Consider the following 19,170-nt stretch of genomic DNA (forward strand, 5'->3'; position numbering starts at 1 on the left):
TTTACACTCCTCTATGATGAATGTGGATGGTTGGCATGTTCAAATCCTGCCCGTAAATGATTAAACGTGGTTTCCAAAAATTGATCGAATGTTAAAACACCGGGCTTGGTATCTTCAGTAATGACTTGTCCGGGCAGTAACACATTGAGTCTTCCATCAATTAATGGCAGTATTGTTCCATATAGTGCGTTGATCAAAAGATAAGTATAGATCTCGTCATACTTCCCGTTAGATAAGTCTAATAAGGTATCTTGTGCCTGCGTCTGCATCCGGTGCATGGCTCCAAGGTAATGCGGTTCAAGCACGGGATAGGTCTGGGATAGCGATAGTAGCTGATGAAGTCTTCCTATTAGTTCTGTTGTAAGCTGCATCTTGATCAGGTTATACAGTACGTCAAGCAAGGAGACGTTGTCGGGCAATTCGGTGAGCAACTCTTCGAGTTCCGTTGTATTCTGAACGGATATTGCGCCTCTGGCTACTGCCTCTTCCTTACATGTGAAGTAGTTTGCAAATGTTCTGCGGGAACAACCCACCTGATGCACGATATCTTCGACCGTAAAGCCATCAAGCCCATGTTCAAGGGTAAGTTCAAATGCAGCACTAGCAAGTGCTTTTTCAGTTGCTTCTTTCTTCAAATGTCGCAAGTTTCGTTTGATCATTATTCTCCGCTTATGCGTTCACCTCCAATACCAATGACTATGGTTTAATTCTTTTAAGAAGAGCACACTTACTGAATATGCACTTTGTGAGGTTTATCATAACAAACAAGTTGCTCATTGTGCAAATTTACTCATTGTGCAATTATTTTATATGACAGCTATACTGCGAATCAATGCTTCAACTCCTGAGGAATGAATGTTAAAATCAATAGAAAAACTTGGGGCGATAACGAGATATGAGTAGTCGTAAACAAAGTTTATTGGAAACAGCACTTGCACTATTTTTAGAGCACAGCTATGCAAATACAACAATCCAGATGATCTTGGATCAATCGGGTGTATCCAAAGGCACATTCTACAAATTCTTCAGTTCAAAAGAAGACTGTTTATATTCTATTATTGATCAGCGTATGCAAGAGGATGTTTTCATTCGCAAAGAGCTTGAACAAAATCACTATACATCGGATTATGACCTGCTTGTAGATCAGATTGCGATTCCTATGTCTGTACCTAATAAAGAGCGAGTATGGGAATTATATTGGACGGGTTTTTATTCCGGGGAGATCAACTCAGCCAAACTGGCTACAGTTCACCTAAAATGGCTGTCCACACGCTTGATTCAGGTTTACGGGAACGATATTAGCTTATATGCCAACGAAGGGGCCATATTGTGCTACGGCATATTACATCAGATTGCCAACACATCAAGAAGTCTAAATACGCAAAAACCGGTATGGAGCGAAGTGGTTCCCAAAGTATTAACGTACATTGAAGTGATCCTAAGAACAATGCATCAGAGAAATGAACATATTTTCGACTTTCAGTCTCTCTATTTCCTGAATGCCGATGAGCGTAACCATGATATGGGTCTGGACATCGATAATGTATTGATCGAATTTGATGAGTTCAACAACCGTGTTCAAAAATCCAAGGAATCTGCATCATTGAAGCAACTTTCGAAGGGGCTTTTAGCGCTATTACAGGATCAAGAGGATTTAAATATTCCTGTAATCGAAGTGGTGCTTCAAGCGTTTCACAAAGAGTACAAATCCAGTGCGTTTCAATCTGAAGCCAATAGACTGACCGAAGCCTGTTGGTGGTATTTGGAACTGGTGAAGCATCGTAATTAATATGGGGGTTGGCTCGTAGCCGACCTCTTTTTTTGCTTTTTTATGCTTCTAGTTATTAATTAATATACTATTAGTATATTAATTAATTGTTGTTATAACAGTTACTTTTTGCTTTTTAAACAATGATATTTGAAATTAAATATACGAGTAGTATATAATCGAAATGAACATATATTTCCATAGATTTGAATAACTTCACTTCGAAAGGAAGATTAATATGAATAACTCGAATAACCAGACATCAGAAAAAGCAGAATTTAATTTGTTTAGCGAAGAAAATAGTAAAGATCCATTTGCCATGTTTGCACAGATGCGTTCCAAAGGCTCCGTTGTCCCTATTCCTAATCCAATGGGTGGAGCAGGGCAAACCTGGATTGTAACTCGGATGGACGTTGCCATGGAAGTGCTGAAAGATCACTCTCGATTTACGGTAGATATGAACTCTATTGATAGTGGCAATGATATTCGAAAGAATCTCTCAGGTGAGCTTGGTTCATCGGAACCCCAGACTTTTTTTACCGGAAAGTCGATGCTCTTTGTTGATGAACCGGATCACCGAAGATTGCGTAGCCTGGTTTCCAAAGCGTTCACGCCAAGATATATGGAAAGCCTGCGTCCACGCGTCCAGGAAATTGCCGATGAGTTGATTGACCAAATCGAAGGAAAGGGAGAGATGGATCTTGTAAAAGACTATGCCTATCCTTTCCCAATAAACGTTATTTCCGAAATGTTGGGTATACCTCAGGAAGACCGACCTCAGATTCATGTATGGTCTGAAGCCATTGCAAAAGGTCTTGGTTTTGGTAAACAGGACCCTGCCGTAGCGCAGCACTTGCGATCATTCGCAGAGTACACCTCACAACTTGTGGCGAACAAACGAGTAGAACCTTCAGATGACCTCATCAGTCAATTGATTGCGATTGAGGAAGAGGGGGATCGACTGAATGAAGATGAATTAATATCCATGATCACGTTATTGATATTTGCCGGACATGAGACAACTTCCAATCTGATTGCAACTGGTTCTTATCTTCTTCTGACCCATCCCGAACAACTGGAACAACTGAAACAAGATCTGAACCTGGTTCCTTCTGCGGTGGAGGAGTTGCTACGATATAACGGACCCGCGACTTCCTCAGGTCCTCGTTATGCAACACAGGACACGGAGCTGGATGGACAATTGATTCAAAAGGGAGATGTTGTGATTCCCCTCCTGAAATCAGCGAATCGGGACGAACAGCAATTCACTGATCCAGAAGAATTGGATATTGAACGCAAAATAAAACGGCATTTGGCCTTTGGACACGGCATCCATATGTGTCTTGGCGCTCCACTTGCTCGTGTAGAAGGGGACGTGGCGTTTACTACGCTTTTACGTCGGCTACCGGATATTCAGCTCAGTATTCCTCAGGAAGAGATTCATTGGCACTCTGCTTTGTCATCACAGGGATTGGCAGCATTGCCCGTAAAATTTTAATAGATAAACTTAGTGTAACCCATTGGAGTATGACGAATTTTCGTCATACTCTTTATTATGGCTTTAGCCAGTTGAGTGCGTGAAACGCGCGAAACAAAAAACCACCCGCTATGCGGGTGGAGGGATCGAGGGTTTGACCACCAAGACCATTCCGATAAAATTGAGATGTTCAGGCTCAAAGAAAGGAATGGTCTTAGATGGCAAACAAGAGCTATAGCCTAGCTCACACAAAGTGGATGTGCAAATACCACATTGTATTCACCCCGAAGTATAGACGGAAAGAAATCTATAATCAAGTAAGAAAAGACTTAATCGAAATTTTTAGACGTCTATGTAAGTACAAGGGAGTAGAAATTATAGAAGGTCATATGATGCCCGATCATGTTCACATGTTGGTAGCGATTCCACCGAAAATAGCTGTCTCAACGTTCATGGGATATCTAAAGGGAAAAAGTTCGCTAATGATATTCGAGAAGCATGCTCAGCTCAAGTATAAATACGGCAATCGAAAGTTTTGGGCAGAAGGGTACTATGTGAGTACAGTGGGTCTAAATGAAGCAACGGTAAGAAAGTATATTCGTGAACAAGAAGCACATGATCAAGCGTTAGATAAGCTGAGCGTAAAAGAATACGAAGATCCATTCAGCAGTCATCGGAGCAAAAAGAAGTAAAACCAGTTTAACTGGTGAGTGAAAGTGACAAATAACACTGAGCCTGAACAGCCCTGCTGTCAGGCTAGCGTCTTTAGGCGCAGTTTGGCAACAGGGGGTTATACCCCAAGAGCAAACCACCCGTTGGACGGGTGGTCCTGATTTGTATAGATGATAGAATGGGATGAACAAGAAGCATTTCATGGAGTGAACATGCTTAAAGCAAAAACATAAAATTGAGTACATAAATTTTGTTGTAGAGGTAAACCTTATGAATAAAGATGAACAATTCATGCATAAAGCCATTGAGATTGCTCTGCAAGCTCGCAAAGAAGGAAACGAACCATTCGGCTCATGATCAATTAGCGGAAATTGCTGGTGGCAACATCATGATCTCGTGTGAAGAAGTATTTGAGAAAAGTCCTCAAAAACCTGAAGTAGTGGGGGAATTACTGAGCGCAGAAGGCTTGAAATTATTCGAAGGATATCAATTTCATTCCTAGTCGTTATCCGGAAAAAAAATTATTTTTTTGATAATTGCTTGATTTTTTTTTCAACGTCTGATAGTGTAAGACCTGTGATTTTGGGAAGTTAATTTATCAATATGAATTAGAGCTTTCCAGCAGATAATTTTGACCACTTCACCAGGAAGTTAAGGCCATACGGACAGCCGGGTCAAACGCCGATTGGCAACTTACGTTGCTTTATTGATTGAGTTCAAAGCTCAAATTTTATAAGTTGGTTACTTTACAACCAGTGCAATTGCACATCAACTTGTGAAACGGTCAATAAGAGTGGTAAAGGCGAATTATTTGCTATATAGACTCTGATCCAATATTGATATACATGAAGGAGCTTTCCGCCAAAGGAGTTCTTGTGAACTTTTTTGGTCATGGAGACTTCACGTCTTTTTTATGATGTATATCGATAAGCAAGTGTGATGATGCGCGATTGCGAGCATTTTTCACCTTGCTTTTTTTGTTGTCTTGTTGTCACCGTATTAAACCAATTAAAAAAAATACATATTGGGATAGGAGAATGTAAAATGGGAAAAGCACTAATCATCGGCGCCGGCGGCGTTGCTTCCGTGGCAGTACACAAATGCGTTCAAAACAGCGAAGTTTTTGAGGAAATCTGCATCGCGAGTCGTACAAAATCCAAATGTGATGAACTCAAAGCCAAGCTGGACGGCGGAAAAACAAAAATTACAACAGCACAAGTAGATGCTGACAATGTTGACGAACTGATCGCTCTGATCAACGAAGTTAAACCTGATATCGTTATGAACCTTGCTTTGCCGTATCAAGATCTGACAATCATGGATGCTTGTCTTGCAACTAAAACAAATTACATGGACACAGCGAACTATGAGCCACATGATACAGCGAAGTTTGAATACAGCTGGCAATGGGATTACAAAGAGCGTTTTGAACAAGCAGGCATCACTGCATTGCTCGGAAGTGGATTTGACCCAGGCGTGACTGGTGTATTCTCCGCTTATGCCCTGAAGCACTACTTTGACGAAATTGAGTACATCGACATTCTGGACTGCAATGGCGGCGACCATGGCTATCCGTTCGCAACCAACTTCAACCCTGAGATCAACATTCGCGAAGTATCTGCGAACGGAAGATACTGGGAGAATGGTGAATGGATCGAAACAAAACCGATGGAAATCAAACGTGTCTACGACTTCAAAGAAGTTGGCGAGAAAGACATGTACCTGTTGTACCATGAGGAATTGGAATCTTTGGCAAAAAACATGCCAGGTCTGAAACGTATCCGTTTCTTCATGACATTTGGTCAAAGCTACCTGACTCACTTGAAAGCTCTTGAAAATGTAGGCATGACTTCAATCGAGCCTATTGAATATGAAGGTAAACAAATTATTCCACTGCAATTCCTGAAAGCAGTACTGCCGGATCCAGCATCCCTTGGACCACGTACTGTGGGTAAAACAAACATCGGTTGTATTTTCAAAGGCAAAAAAGATGGTCAAGACAAAACATATTATGTATACAATATCTGTGATCACCAAGAGTGCTACAAAGAAGTTGGTTCCCAAGCAATCTCGTACACAACAGGCGTTCCAGCTATGATCGGTGCAGCAATGGTCATGACAGGCAAATGGAACAAACCAGGCGTATATAATGTAGAAGAGTTCAACCCAGATCCATTCATGGAAGAGTTGAACAAATGGGGCCTCCCATGGGTAGAAGACTTCAACCCGGTACTCGTTGATGAGCTGCCAGAAGAAGTTAAAGAATCGGAGCTTGTTCGCTAAAATGCGGTTCGAGCAATTACCGACACCATGTTTTGTTGTTGACGAGGCGCTTATTGAGAAAAACCTGAAAATCCTGAACGGTGTTATGCAGCGTACAGGTGCCAAAATCGTGCTGGCTCAAAAAGCATTCTCCATGACTGCGATGTATCCGCTGATTGGAGAATACCTGAGCGGTGCAACGGCAAGCGGTTTGTATGAAGCGCGTCTGGGCCATGAGGAAATGGGCAAAGAGAATCATGTCTTTGCTCCAGCATACCGCGCAGAAGAGATCGACGAGATTCTCTCCATCTGCGACCACATTATTTTCAACTCATTTTCACAGCTTGCAAAATTCAAGGATAAGGCGCTTCAAGCTGGCCGTAAGGTCGGCTTGCGCGTCAACCCTGAATGCTCTACCCAAGAAGGACATGAGATCTACGATCCGTGTTCTCCAGGTTCGCGTTTTGGCGCAAAACTGGAGGATTTCGATGCAGACCTGTTGGAAGGCGTCTCCGGACTGCACTTCCACACACTGTGTCAGCAAAACTCCGATGATCTGGAGACTACGCTGAATGCAGTGGTCGAGAAGTTCGGACAATGGTTGCCACAAATGGAATGGATCAACTTCGGTGGTGGACACCATATCACACGTGAAGATTATGATATTCCAAGACTGGAAGCATGCATCAAGCGTATGCAGAACGACTATGGCCTGGAAGTATATCTGGAGCCGGGAGAAGCTGTTGCGCTGAACGCGGGTTATCTGGTGACTTCTGTGCTGGACTTCCATAAGAACGGTATGGACATTGCCATTCTGGATACTTCAGCTACATGCCATATGCCGGATGTGCTGGAAATGCCATATCGCCCGCCGCTGATCGGTTCGGGAGAAGTGGGCGAGAAGGCTCATCTGTATCGCTTAGGTGGACAAACCTGTCTATCTGGTGACGTAATTGGGGATTATTCATTCGACCAGCCTTTGCAAGAAGGCGACCGTCTGGTATTCGAGGACATGGCGATTTACTCCATGGTGAAAACCAATACGTTCAACGGCATGCCGCTTCCAGCGATTGCAGTCAAAAGAAAAGACGGCGATTGCGAAGTTGTTCGCGAATTCGGATATCAGGATTTCAAAATGAGGCTGGCATAATTACTTCATTATATAGTAAGTATTAATATAGAATTGAAAATAAATACAAAGAAGGGAACCTGGAGACAGGTTCCCTTTTTAACGTTAACTGAAGTTTAACGATTACATTTAATGATGTTTATCAGTGAGGTTAGATGAATGTTTACCGGTATTGAGCCGACTTAGCTTCGACTTCAGTTTTCGGGTTAATTTTGTGGTTTCGAGGCTGCTCTCGCAGCGTATGGAAAGATCGGTTCTCTTAGTTCAAAGTCATATGTTAACCCATCCACAATGCCCACTACACTCTCACTGTCATACAACTCCAGCAAAAATCCAGCCATTTGTTCCGCTGTATGGAACTTGGGAACCCTGCCTTCATATTCAAACTCATCTACATTAAAGGAATGTTTCGCAAATTCCGTCTCGGTTGCAGCCGGAGCTAGCACCTTGGCCTGCATCGCTGCGTTCTTGCCTTTTAACTCTTGCGCAAGTCCTTCCGTAAAGGCACTAACATAGAACTTGGTTGCGCAGTAGGTTACTGCATCGGCTACAATCGTATATCCACCCCCAGAGGAGATATTAATGATCTGTGTGCCATCAACATTTGCATAATCACGTACATACAGGGAAGAAAGAATCGTAAGAGCTTCTATATTAAGATGAAGCATCTGCTCAATCTTTGGCAGGTGTTGTTCGCCAACGGAAGCGAAATTCCCGAATCCGGCGTTGTTAATCCAAGTCTCAATGGAAGAAGCCTTAAGACTTTCATAGAATTCATGCACATTAGCGGCAATAGACAGATCCACTGTACGAATGACAACATCCAAATCAGGATTGATTTCAGTTACTTTTGCTTTTAATTTGTCCAATTCATCGGTTCTGCGTGCTGCCAGGATTATATTTTTGCCACGAGCTGCAAAAGCTAAAGCCGCTTCATATCCAATGCCTGAACTGGCACCGGTAATCACTGTATATTTCATGAAAATTCCTCCTGGATCTGATTTCATTTTTTATTGTGATGTGACCACGAGTTGATTATACTGATTAGAGCTTACTCTAAGTCAAGCGGGAAAATGGAGGGGAGGTTAACCATGCATACCATTGGTGAAGTGGCAGAATTACTCCATATCAGTGCACATACGTTGCGTTATTATGAGAAGGAACAGATTGTAACTCCTCTCCGAGATGCCAGTGGAGACAGGCGATACAACGAGTCACACCTGAAGTGGCTGCAATTTGTGATCAAATTAAAAGAGACTCAAATGCCCATTGCTATTATTAAGAAATATGCGTCCTTGTTTCAGGAAGGGGAGCATACGGCGGTGGATCGTTTAAAGCTGCTGGAGGAGCATAAAGAGTCGATTCAAAAACAGATGCACATACTTAACACAGCAGATGAGATGCTTGAGCATAAAATTTCGTCGTATCGAACGCTCATCGGACAATGAACTAACACACACAAATGACGATCTATTGCCAAAACAGTGATTTTTATTATAGACTGTTTTTTATCGGTTGTTCATCAAGGGGGAAATGCAATGCATCAAAACAGAAAACAAAAGTCAAACAAGTTAAAGATCCTCTCCAAAGTATTATTGATTATCATAGGGGGATTTATAACGGCATATGGCCTGGAAGCCATATTGATCCCGAATAATGTCTCAGATGGTGGTGTCACAGGTCTGAGTATCGTAGGATCACAGCTGTTCGGATTACCACTGGGGATGCTCATCGGGATTATTAACATTCCATTTGTGTGGCTCGGGTACAAGCAAATCGGAAAAAGCTTTGCGTTATATTCGATCATCGGTATTGCTTCACTCGCAATCAGCACCAGTCTGATGCACCATATACCAACCATCATTGAAGGTGATACCTTGCTTGTTACGGTTGTCGGCGGGATTATCATCGGTTTTGGTATGGGACTTGCATTACGTAATGGCGGTGCATTGGATGGCATAGATATGCTGGCTGTACTCCTTTCGCGAAAAGTACCTTTTGGGACCAGTGATCTCATCCTGTTCCTCAACATGTTTGTATTTATTGTCGTTTCTACCGTGTTTGGTCTGCAAGGCGCGATCTTGTCAGGACTTGCGTATTTTATTGCTTCTAAAGTAATACATATTGTTGAAGAGGGCTTGAGCGGCTCCAAAACGTTTAAAATTATTACGAATCAACCTGAGATTATGGTTGAAACCATTCGGGACCGTTTAGGCCGTGGAGCAACGTATACCGAGGCTTACGGTGGCTACTCTAATGAGCAATTCAAGGAAATTACTTGTGTCATTAACCGGATGGAAGAGAGTAAAATTAAAGATATCATTCACGAAATTGACCCAACTGCTTTTGTAGTCGTATACGATGTAGCTGAAGTGAGAGGCGGCAATTTCAAAAAGAAAGATATTCACTAACATACAAAAACGCGCTGACAGGAGGAATACTCTTGCCAGCGCGTTTTTGTTTACCTTATGCATATAAAAAAAATCAAGCTTCCGTAAAAATTGTACTGAAGCTACTGTCAACACCTTCAATATATAATGGAACAGCATATACCTTTTCAATTCCAGATAAATCATGGTTTAAATTCATATCCTCTATAAGTAGAATGAACTTGCCATCAACCCGACCTTTCCCGAGCATAATTTGATGAAAAGCGATAGCTTCATCCACGTGAATCACAGAGCCTGAAGAGATCATATCCATCCCAACTGCTCGCAATGAATCAAAAACCATCAGGTAGCTTGCAGCATCCGCTGCAAACCCTGGGTTATGATCCCTATAACGAACAGGGTCAGATGATCGAAACTTTCCAAAACCTGTGCGTATGAGCAGTAGATCAGAGCCAGCGATCTGATGTTCATAGGGCTCCAGGTCAGCTTTGGTAATAAGTTCATCATTACCTTTGGGAATATCGAGGATTGTTGGATGAGTAAAGATAAAATAGTCTATTGGAATCTCGCTTATTTTTAGACCTTGCGGATTGAAATGCCAAGGCCCGTCAATATGAGTTCCATTATGGTTGAGGGATGTGATGATAAATTGGTTATACAGGTCTCCTTGATCTATGCTGGACTGCTGCTGAATCTCAACAGAAGGGTTATCTTTATAAACGGGAGTATTTACACTAAGAGGATAGGACAAGAGGATCCGCTTCATCTATTGTTCTCTCCTTTATGTCACACAGGATTTATATAATGTTTGGTGAATGTATGGACTCATATTATGAAAGGAATCGGTACTTCATGCATAAGCACAGCTCTATTATGGAAAACTTCTGTAGTGTGATTAAATAGCATGATTCCTATGGGAGGTTAGCATAGTGACAAAGCAGGACCCGCAAGAGCTTTTGAAGCAAAAACATGAACTGGATGATCAAAAAAGACAGTTCACTAATTTTTCGCGGAATATTTCAGGTCATGGTGAGGTTGAAGCTGGTCAAGAGTTCAGTGTTGACCGGGTACCAGATGATCAAAACCGTATGAAATCGGTTGAGAACAGACGCGGCGAAGTCTAAACCGTTACAACATAAGCCGATCCTTTCATGGATCGGCTTATTCGTGCGTAGCATTTTATCGAATAGGAAGATATATGTTGTAGTTGAGAATGATTATCGATAGAATGGAGAAAAGTGAAAATATCCGCTGATTTTGCTGATGTTTTGCTAACTTAATGGATTGTGGAAGGTGAAGGAAGAGATGCACGTAGAAGAGCATGTGAAGTTATGGAATCTGGCCTCAATTAAAATATGGGAAGTGCGTCACGTCGTCGTGCGCGCTGGCGAACCCATCCATGCCTATCGATTTCCAATTAGCGGTTTTATATATACAGTTCGCGGCAATGCAACGATTACGCTGGATGACACGATGTACGCGATCGATCAGATGCAAGTCTTACATGGAGGCAAGGGGGTATGGATGAATATCTCCCTGAGCGAGGATTCATTCGAATTTTATTTGATGTTTTATCGGGCTAATTTGTCGTTATCCAATACTCGTGAGAATCAAGCTCTGCTCAGGCAACATGTCCCGTTTCACGTGCAATATGCTTTCGCCCCAAGCTATCCCATTGACTTATATGATAAAGTCCAAAGAATAGAGCAACATTGGGAACGGACGGATGCGTTCTCGAAATTTCAGGTAAAGACGTTATTTTATCAATTTATTAATGAATTAATGAGGCAGTTAAGTGCACAAGGAATTGAGACTGCCAAGCCCGATCTGGTAGCTCAAGCCGTTCGTTATCTTCAAGAGAACTACATGTTGCCCGTTATGGTCGATCCGCTCGCAGAACTTCTGGATTGCAGTGCAGGGCATCTGTCGAGAACGTTCAAGAAAGAGACAGGCAGCAGTCTGATTACCTATTTAACTCGGATACGGATGTACAAAGCCAAGGAGCTGCTGTTGCACACAGATGCATCTCTTCAGAAGATTGCCGAGGCAATCGGCATTCCAGATGTGATCTATTTTAATCGTTTATTTAAAAAGCATGTTGGCCTTTCACCAGGTCGGTTCAAACAAAAATGTATCGCCCTGCCAACCGGTCAGAATAATGCTATTCAAGAATCAGAATTGTCCATTGTCAGTCCCATGCATCGCGGTTATGATCCTATTGATGATGATAATTATTATCAATACAACTCAAAAGGAGAATCACTTACATCTATGAGATCGAGAAAACCCGTTGCATTGCTTTTGATGCTCAGCCTTACTTTATTAATATCAGCCTGTTCCCCTTCTCAGGGCAGTTCAGCAACAAGCAGTAATGGAACAAGCGGTAACAATGCTCCAACCACCGAATTCGCGCAATCCACCGAATCAGCAGTACAGGAGCGTGTTGTTAAGCATCCTTGGGGAGAAACGGTCATCAAAGGTGATCCTCAGCATATTATTTCGTTGTTCCCGGCTGCAACTGACTATTTGTTAGCACTCGGTATTGTACCCCAGGCAGCATCCAGTAATGAGGAGGGGAGTGATCAGTTTCCTACCTACCTGTCCGATCAACTACAAGGAAAAGAAAATCTGGGCTGGCAGGTTGATCCCAACTACGAAAGCATATTGGCGGCAGAGCCAGACCTGATTATCGGTCAGGATTTCATGAGTGATGCCTATGACAGCCTCAGCAAAATTGCCCCTACCTTGCTGGCAGAGAAGCTGCAGGACGAGCAAGGTATTATTCGTATGAAGACAAGCCTGTTACATATGGGAGATATGTTAGGGAAGACGGATCAGGCCAAACAGGTCATTGAAGAATACGAAAAGAAAGCTGCAGAAGCCCGTGAGAAAATCAAGCAATCCATCGGAGACGAGACCGTGATGTTCCTGCGTTTATCCGATAAAGAAGTGCGTTATTACAGTAAAAGAAACTATGAGGTTCTGTACGACGATCTAGGCCTGACACCTCCTGTATCCATACCTGACCCGACAGATTCAATGAAAGTAATCTCCATGGAGTCGTTACCATCGATTAATCCCGATCATATTTTCCTGTTGTCATCAGACGAGAATGAAACGACAGAATTGCAAAAAACAGCAGTGTGGAAGAGCCTGAATGCTGTCAAAAACAACAATGTCTACATCGTTGACTACGGCTTGTGGTTCCAAGGTCCCGGAGGACCCATCGGACAGACCAAGATTATCGACGAAGCGGTAAATTTCCTTACCCAATAAATAAGGAAACGAGACAGGAGGATTAATGCATATGGAAACGTCCGTCGTAGAGAAGCTCATTCGTGAACGAAGAACCGTTCGTCAGTTCAATGGCAAACCGCTGGCGAAAGAAACGATCATGCACTTGCTGGAAGCGGCCGTGTGGGCACCTGTTCATTCCCGTAAAGAGCCATGGCGCTTCATATTATTTGTAGAAGAAGGTCGGAAGCAATTTGCTGATGCGGTGCTGCATACGTTCTCCAAGGATGAGCGAGAGCGATGGGGAGAGAAGCTGCAAAAAGACTATTGCGAATCTATCCAAGCCCATCTGCTGGTTGTGATTGAGGCTGATCCGAGACAACGGGTATGGGAAGATGCTGTGGGGGCTAGTGCTGCCCTTATTCAAAATATTCAACTTCTGGCATGGGAGCAGGATATCGGTGTAGTGTGGAAGACAAATGAATATAATTTTGACCCTGATTTCTACGCCAAGACAGGTGTAAAAGCAGGAGAGAGAATTGTTGGCACACTTCATCTGGGGTATTTTGATACAAACAAGGTTCCCAAACCTCGTCCTCGCACACCCGTAGAAGAATTGATGACCTTTGTCTCCACGGCAAGAGCAGAAGTACAGTAGTAGTGATACTTCATACGGTTCCGAGCTGTGAAACGAACTCATTGTAAGCCGCGAACATAGCGGCTTTTTTGCATAATTGAATATCGATGTTGATTGGATGTCAGACATTGAGGAGTTCAAACTGTTTCTGATTAACGTTATCTCACACTGCCTGCCAAATCATGAACGAAATGAAATACAAATTCGGCGGTCAATAAATGGATGGTTGAGGCCATATAGGTGGTAGTCAATCGTTGTAAAAGGTCGTATATTAATAATATGTCGATTGTGGGAGGGAACATGTACCACATCGCAAAATGATAAACGATTTTACATAGAAGGACGGGAAAAAATGGACTTTAAACCGCTTGCTTCATTTATTGACCGCATTACATCCTGGCGTGTACCGTGGGCAGAGGTGCTGGTGATGCATCGAAATGATACCGTTTTCCATTATCGTAATGGATACGCCAATCTGGAAGAGAAAACACCTATCGGTGATGGAGCGATCTTCAATCTATACTCCATGACCAAAATTATGACTTGCGTGGCAGGGCTGCAACTGGTGGAGAAAGGGGCAATGCTGTTAAGCGATCCCTTATCTGATTATCTGCCAGAGTACGCTGAGATGACGGTTAAGAAAACGATGCCGAACGGGGAGATCCGACTGGAAAAGGCGACAAGAGCCATTACAGTACGTGATTTGTTCACCATGACTGCCGGGTTCTCGTATGACGTTGGTTGTCCAAGCATTCAAGAAGCTGTAAAAAGCACCGATGGAACATTGCCAACACGCGACTTCGCGAGAGCGCTTGCGAAAGAACCGTTGCTGTTTGAACCAGGGACACACTGGAATTACAGCATGTGCCATGATGTGTTAGGAGCCTTGGTGGAAGTGGTAAGTGGCAAACGCTTTGGTACGTATCTGCGGGACGAAATCACAGGAACCCTTGGCATGAACGATACAGCGTTTAATCTGAACGATGAGCAGCAGACACGTCTGATTCCACAGTATGCTTACAATGATGAGCTTGAAAAGGCTGTACGTTTGGACGGCAATGGATTCCGTGTGGGTACGGAGCTGGAAAGCGGCGGTGCAGGGTTACTATCAACCGTTAGCGATTATGCACGTTTTCTGAACGCGCTTACTGGGCATGGTACGAGTCCCGAAGGCGTGCGCATTCTGTCACAAGCTTCAGTGGAACTGATGCGAACGGACCACCTGAACGAGATGACTCGTGCTGATTATTCCTGGGATCATATGTATGGATACGGCTATGGACTGGGTGTTCGCACACATATCTCCAAAGCAGCAAGCGGCTCACTGAGTCCAATTGGCGAATTTGGATGGAGCGGCGCTGCTGGTTGTATGGCTATTATTGATCCGGATTCAGAGCTTACAGTCATGTATGCACAGCACCTGCTGAACAGTCAGGAGCCGTACGTTCAACGACGCTTACGAAATGTGGTATACTCCTGCCTGTAAATCATATCGTATTCGAAGTTACTTGAAGAGCCGCTAAATAGCGGCTTTTTTATGTTATATGAGTCGAAATCTATTAATTAGTTTGTTATTTCTTTATTAGAAAGGGTATGTTATCATTCTTAGGAAAATAGTACTAGTAGGAGGATATGCTTATTGAACATGAACTTAAATTCATTACATAGTTTGATCAAGATTATACTCTAGCAAGTACCTGTTTGAATGTTGAGATTGTGCACGGTTTAATATTAGAAAAGCGATGTTAGATTTTTATTTTTTTACTCAAAGGAGAGTCATCGATGATACACCCTAAACACAATGCAAAATGGGCTTCTCTGGCCTTACTTACCTTAATCGCCTATGTTCTGAGCGCATTGCTTCTGCTACCACCTAATGCCGCTGCCAAAGGAGAGCAAATCTCCGCCAAACAGCTCGAAAGTATGAGCCGGCTTTCATTTACGCTTCGTGATGCCAAGCAAACGGCTTACACCGTTTATATTTTTGCTTATGATGAACAGAAGAGTACACTAACCGAAGAAAATGGTTGGACAAACAATAAAAAAGGCGACAAGAGTTATTCAGGCACGTATCGTGCAGCCTTGCTGAAAAAAGGTGCAGCATACGGAACTGTTCAGGCAGCAAAACTGGATCTGAGTACGATTATTTTGCCTCAAACCTGGAACTTTGTTGTGAAAAGCAAAGAGTCTAGTACACCAGACATGCTGATGATCACCGATTGGGGAACTTCTAATTTCAATGAGGTAAAAACGTATATTGTTCGTTCCGGGGAATTGCGCCGTGTAACATATGTCGATAATAAGGGAAAAAAAATCGACGATTCCTACTCTGCAAGCAGAGATGATGGAATCCGTACTCTTTCAGGTGCCCGAGTGCAGTTCAAAAATTACAACAACCTTCAATTTGTCTATGGGGTTGATACGTTTAAGCTGAATGTGAACAAATTGGAATTGCGGTTGGAAGATACACGTAACCTCCGTTCAGAAGCTTGGCCAAACTCGGGTGTTGGCGATCGCGCTTACCTGAAAAGCCTGAAGGAAGCTGCTATAAAGGGTGTGTTGCCAGGCCGGACGGACATCAAGATTGGCATGACGCTTCAAAATGCGCAAAAAAAGCTGGGGAAACCCAATTCTCGTTCAAACGGGGAATGGGGAGCGTACTATTATTATTCTAAATTCGGCATCGGGTTTGATTCATACATGCACGAGCTTAGCAAGAAATCACGTATTGCGGTTATCCAGCTGTACAATGAAAAGCAGTACCTCTCACCATGGAATGTGAAACGATGGATGGGAAAACCCACCTCGGAATATTATAATGAAGTTGTGGGTGGTTATGAGATGGAATATGAGCTGGGTAAGCACACTATAGTTTTTAATTATTTGGAAGAAGAAGACTTAATTGACTTTACGAATATATATTAAGGTATAGCATCGTAAAGAAATGAAAGCATAGCTTGATCACATTTACAAAAAAAAGCCGCTGATTAGCGGCTTTTTTTGTTATCAATGAAAGTGGACGCGTAGTCTATTTCATTGGAGTGTTATTAGAGCTTTGCACAGAACGTACACGATTGACTAAATAAATGCCAACCGACACGAACAGCAATGCGACCAGATTTTTCAGTTCCAAGATCGTTTCCCCCAGGAATAACGCTGATAATAAAGCTCCAAATACAGGGATTAGGAAGTTATAGACAGACACTCTTCCGACCTTGTTGTACTTGAGAAGCATATTCCATAGACAAAATGCGACAGATGACAGCAAAGCCAGGTAGATTAAGTTACTCGTGGATTCCAAGGTGAAATGGGTGACACGACCGCCGAGTGATAGACCTAACAGCGTAAGTACCAGTCCCCCGACGAATAAGCTGACACCTGTTATGATCAGAACATCGATGGTGGCGGTGAGACGTTTTGCGTAAAGGGCTGTAACGGAAAAAACAAGTGCCGCTATAATAACGAAGCCTTCGCCTGTGAATGAAAAGGAAAAAGCAAGCAGATCCGTATGGAAGTTTACGATGATTACGCCAACGAATCCAAGCAAGCAACCAACGATTTTATTTCTGCTTAATTTGTCGTTTTTATAGATGAAATGGGCCAGAACAACACTGAAAAAGGTTGTAGTAGCGTTCATAATGGAGCCTTTGACACCCGTTGTATTGGCTACGCCAACGTAGAAAAACGTATATTGCAAACCCGTTTGCAATATACCTAGCATGATGAGGCTAGTCCACTGCGGCTTGGACAATTGGAGCTTCTCTTTTCTAACGATACGAGACAGGAGCAAGAGCAGCAAGCCCGCCAGTGTAAACCGGTATCCGGCAAATACATACTTGGAAGCAATATCTTCCGGCAGAATGTTAAACGCGATATATCCAAGTTTGATGGATGGGTACGCACTTCCCCATAACAAGCAACACAGGCTTGCCACGAGCATGACAAAAATGGGATCACTAAATTTACTCGGTTTCTCAAGGGTATTTCTCTCTATCACTTTCGATCTTCTCCTCACATTTCATGTACATATGTATGTATGAATCTATTAATATCCTCACTGACCATATCACATATCGCTAATCTTTGTAATGATAATTAATAAACCGCTCCTCAGCTGATAAGAATATCAAGAAGGAACGGTTCATGAGGAGTCTATGTTATAGATTCCTTTCTAATAAAATCCCAACTTGTTCTGCGACAATATAAGGTTGCCGGGGGAATCCATTTGTGAAATAGGATTCCACGATACCCACGATTGCTGTACCAAAGAACGTGAGAATCACTTCTTTTGTTAGTCCTTTATTTTTCCCCTCCGTTACATTCACCTCATCTTCCAGTTCTTCAATGACAAGAGCCAGGAAGCGATTGCGGAAAAAAGGGGCTCCTTTACTCAGTAACATAGCCGAGAAAAATGAATAGTGAACTTCAAAATATTCGAACCAAAGTACATTGCTTTCTATAAAATCCAGATCGGATGCTTCCTTGCACAATCTTCGTAGTTCATCGATATGTTCTTCAATTAATTTATCCAGCAAGTCAAATTTGTCCGAATAGTGATGGTATATCGTTCTGCGGCCGACATTTGCATGATCAGAGATATCTTGCATCGTAATGGTATCAAAAGGTTTCTCATTCATGAGTTTGATAAAAGCGGATTTGATCGCTTCCTGAGACTTAAGTATTCTTCGATCTGTGATAGAAACGATAGTAATCACCATTCTTTCCAGAGAGTAATTGCACAAATGTTGTTCCTTTGCGCCATAAGGCACAGATCGGGTTCATTTGATCCTTGCAGAGGCAGTGCAATTATTTTATATTATACACGAATGTGCGATATTGCACGTATGTGTGTAATCACTTTTAGGTCAACATTAGGAGCAGGAAGCATTAATCAATAAGATCACACTGGAGGAAATAAAATGGCTAAACATGAAGAAGTTAAAGATGGAGTGATATTCCCGGTAGGAGAAAAAAACGAAGCATTTTCGCAATATTTCATAGGGCAAAGTTATCTCCAATCCTTGGTTGCTGATCCCAAAGTGAATGTGGGTGTTGGTAATGTAACGTTTGAACCGGGATGCAGAAATAACTGGCATATCCATCGTGGTGGATTTCAGCTGTTGTTAGTGACTGGTGGGGAAGGTTGGTATCAGGAAGAAGGAAAACCTGCCCAATTCCTCAAAGCCGGCGATGTTATTGTGACTCATGATGGTGTAAAACACTGGCATGGGGCCGCTAAAGATAGTTGGTTTGAACACATTGCAATCACTGCGGGTACACCAGAATGGTTGGAACCTGTTACAGATGAAGTTTATGGGGAGTTATAAAAATAAACGCTATGAATTGATTTATTCGAAAATGGTACTATCTAATTTGTTAAATTAAAGGCTAATTAAGTTCAGGAGCTTGCTGATTTTATGTTGATCTGGGTGCCATCACTCTGAGTTTTAATCGAGTGATGGCCTCTTTACGTCTATGAAGTATCGATCTCCCTGCCAGGAGAAAACCATGATATAGATGGATTCCAGTGCACTTTATGTATACTTGGAGAAATTTCCAGAATGAAAACACTTGTCAAATTAAAAATAATATGATAATTTA

Annotated in this window: 18 protein-coding genes; 13 read left to right on the forward strand and 5 right to left on the reverse strand. The window is 42.5% G+C overall.

What is annotated here, in order from left to right; translation table 11 throughout:
- Positions 1 to 11: 11 nt before the first annotated feature.
- Complete coding sequence (locus tag MHI55_RS15320) at positions 12 to 659, reverse strand: TetR/AcrR family transcriptional regulator (protein ID WP_076253018.1); 648 nt, start codon at positions 657 to 659, stop codon at positions 12 to 14.
- Between the two features lie 236 nt (positions 660 to 895).
- Between MHI55_RS15320 and MHI55_RS15325 the strand changes: the two genes are divergently transcribed.
- The 5 genes from MHI55_RS15325 to nspC all read left to right on the forward strand — a co-directional run bounded on the left by MHI55_RS15325 (position 896) and on the right by nspC (position 7,329).
- Positions 896 to 1,789, forward strand: coding sequence for a TetR/AcrR family transcriptional regulator (locus tag MHI55_RS15325; RefSeq protein ID WP_101313731.1), 894 nt, complete (start codon positions 896 to 898; stop codon positions 1,787 to 1,789).
- 217 nt (positions 1,790 to 2,006) lie between these two features.
- On the forward strand, positions 2,007 to 3,266 hold the full coding sequence (locus MHI55_RS15330) for a cytochrome P450 (RefSeq protein ID WP_101313732.1): 1,260 nt from the start codon (positions 2,007 to 2,009) through the stop codon (positions 3,264 to 3,266).
- 197 nt (positions 3,267 to 3,463) lie between these two features.
- Positions 3,464 to 3,937: an IS200/IS605 family transposase gene (tnpA, locus tag MHI55_RS15335; RefSeq protein WP_340386860.1), complete on the forward strand. Its 474-nt coding sequence runs from the start codon at positions 3,464 to 3,466 to the stop codon at positions 3,935 to 3,937.
- Positions 3,938 to 4,961: 1,024 nt separating this feature from the next.
- Entirely contained in the window at positions 4,962 to 6,200 is a 1,239-nt protein-coding gene (locus MHI55_RS15340; RefSeq protein WP_017688530.1) for a saccharopine dehydrogenase family protein, read from the forward strand.
- Position 6,201: 1 nt separating this feature from the next.
- Complete coding sequence (gene nspC, locus MHI55_RS15345; protein ID WP_062834375.1) at positions 6,202 to 7,329, forward strand: carboxynorspermidine decarboxylase; 1,128 nt, start codon at positions 6,202 to 6,204, stop codon at positions 7,327 to 7,329.
- Positions 7,330 to 7,514: 185 nt separating this feature from the next.
- On the opposite strand, the gene MHI55_RS15350 is transcribed toward nspC, so the two are convergent.
- A complete protein-coding gene (locus tag MHI55_RS15350) occupies positions 7,515 to 8,288 on the reverse strand; it encodes an SDR family NAD(P)-dependent oxidoreductase (protein ID WP_101313733.1) in 774 nt (257 codons plus the stop codon).
- 111 nt (positions 8,289 to 8,399) lie between these two features.
- On the opposite strand from MHI55_RS15350, the gene MHI55_RS15355 reads away from it, so the two are divergent.
- Both MHI55_RS15355 and MHI55_RS15360 read left to right on the forward strand, forming a co-directional pair.
- Positions 8,400 to 8,756, forward strand: a complete 357-nt coding sequence (locus tag MHI55_RS15355) for a MerR family transcriptional regulator (RefSeq protein ID WP_101313734.1) — start codon at positions 8,400 to 8,402, stop codon at positions 8,754 to 8,756.
- A 90-nt stretch (positions 8,757 to 8,846) separates the two neighbouring features.
- Positions 8,847 to 9,719, forward strand: coding sequence for a YitT family protein (locus MHI55_RS15360; RefSeq protein WP_017688526.1), 873 nt, complete (start codon positions 8,847 to 8,849; stop codon positions 9,717 to 9,719).
- 73 nt (positions 9,720 to 9,792) lie between these two features.
- Here the strand turns inward: MHI55_RS15360 and MHI55_RS15365 are convergent, their stop codons facing one another.
- On the reverse strand, positions 9,793 to 10,464 hold the full coding sequence (locus tag MHI55_RS15365; RefSeq protein WP_340390491.1) for a cyclase family protein: 672 nt from the start codon (positions 10,462 to 10,464) through the stop codon (positions 9,793 to 9,795).
- Between the two features lie 163 nt (positions 10,465 to 10,627).
- Between MHI55_RS15365 and MHI55_RS15370 the strand changes: the two genes are divergently transcribed.
- The 5 genes from MHI55_RS15370 to MHI55_RS15390 all read left to right on the forward strand — a co-directional run bounded on the left by MHI55_RS15370 (position 10,628) and on the right by MHI55_RS15390 (position 16,494).
- Positions 10,628 to 10,822, forward strand: a complete 195-nt coding sequence (locus MHI55_RS15370; protein ID WP_245838061.1) for a hypothetical protein — start codon at positions 10,628 to 10,630, stop codon at positions 10,820 to 10,822.
- Between the two features lie 181 nt (positions 10,823 to 11,003).
- Positions 11,004 to 12,974, forward strand: a complete 1,971-nt coding sequence (locus MHI55_RS15375; protein WP_340390492.1) for an AraC family transcriptional regulator — start codon at positions 11,004 to 11,006, stop codon at positions 12,972 to 12,974.
- 31 nt (positions 12,975 to 13,005) lie between these two features.
- Positions 13,006 to 13,590 (forward strand): nitroreductase, encoded by a 585-nt coding sequence (locus MHI55_RS15380; RefSeq protein ID WP_339187434.1) that lies wholly within the window; start codon positions 13,006 to 13,008, stop codon positions 13,588 to 13,590.
- 331 nt (positions 13,591 to 13,921) lie between these two features.
- Positions 13,922 to 15,055: a serine hydrolase domain-containing protein gene (locus MHI55_RS15385; RefSeq protein ID WP_339187431.1), complete on the forward strand. Its 1,134-nt coding sequence runs from the start codon at positions 13,922 to 13,924 to the stop codon at positions 15,053 to 15,055.
- 296 nt (positions 15,056 to 15,351) lie between these two features.
- A complete protein-coding gene (locus MHI55_RS15390) occupies positions 15,352 to 16,494 on the forward strand; it encodes a DUF4309 domain-containing protein (protein WP_339187430.1) in 1,143 nt (380 codons plus the stop codon).
- Between the two features lie 103 nt (positions 16,495 to 16,597).
- Here MHI55_RS15390 and MHI55_RS15395 read toward each other — a convergent pair whose 3' ends face one another.
- Together MHI55_RS15395 and MHI55_RS15400 are read right to left on the reverse strand one after the other, a co-directional pair.
- Positions 16,598 to 17,566, reverse strand: a complete 969-nt coding sequence (locus tag MHI55_RS15395; RefSeq protein WP_340390493.1) for a DMT family transporter — start codon at positions 17,564 to 17,566, stop codon at positions 16,598 to 16,600.
- Positions 17,567 to 17,726: 160 nt separating this feature from the next.
- Entirely contained in the window at positions 17,727 to 18,287 is a 561-nt protein-coding gene (locus MHI55_RS15400; RefSeq protein ID WP_340390494.1) for a TetR/AcrR family transcriptional regulator, read from the reverse strand.
- A 201-nt stretch (positions 18,288 to 18,488) separates the two neighbouring features.
- Here MHI55_RS15400 and MHI55_RS15405 point away from each other — a divergent pair, with 201 nt between their 5' ends.
- Positions 18,489 to 18,896: a cupin domain-containing protein gene (locus MHI55_RS15405; protein WP_076253026.1), complete on the forward strand. Its 408-nt coding sequence runs from the start codon at positions 18,489 to 18,491 to the stop codon at positions 18,894 to 18,896.
- The last annotated feature ends 274 nt before the right edge of the window (positions 18,897 to 19,170 follow it).

Source organism: Paenibacillus sp. FSL E2-0151 (genome assembly GCF_037993015.1).
Classification (GTDB): domain Bacteria; phylum Bacillota; class Bacilli; order Paenibacillales; family Paenibacillaceae; genus Paenibacillus; species Paenibacillus amylolyticus.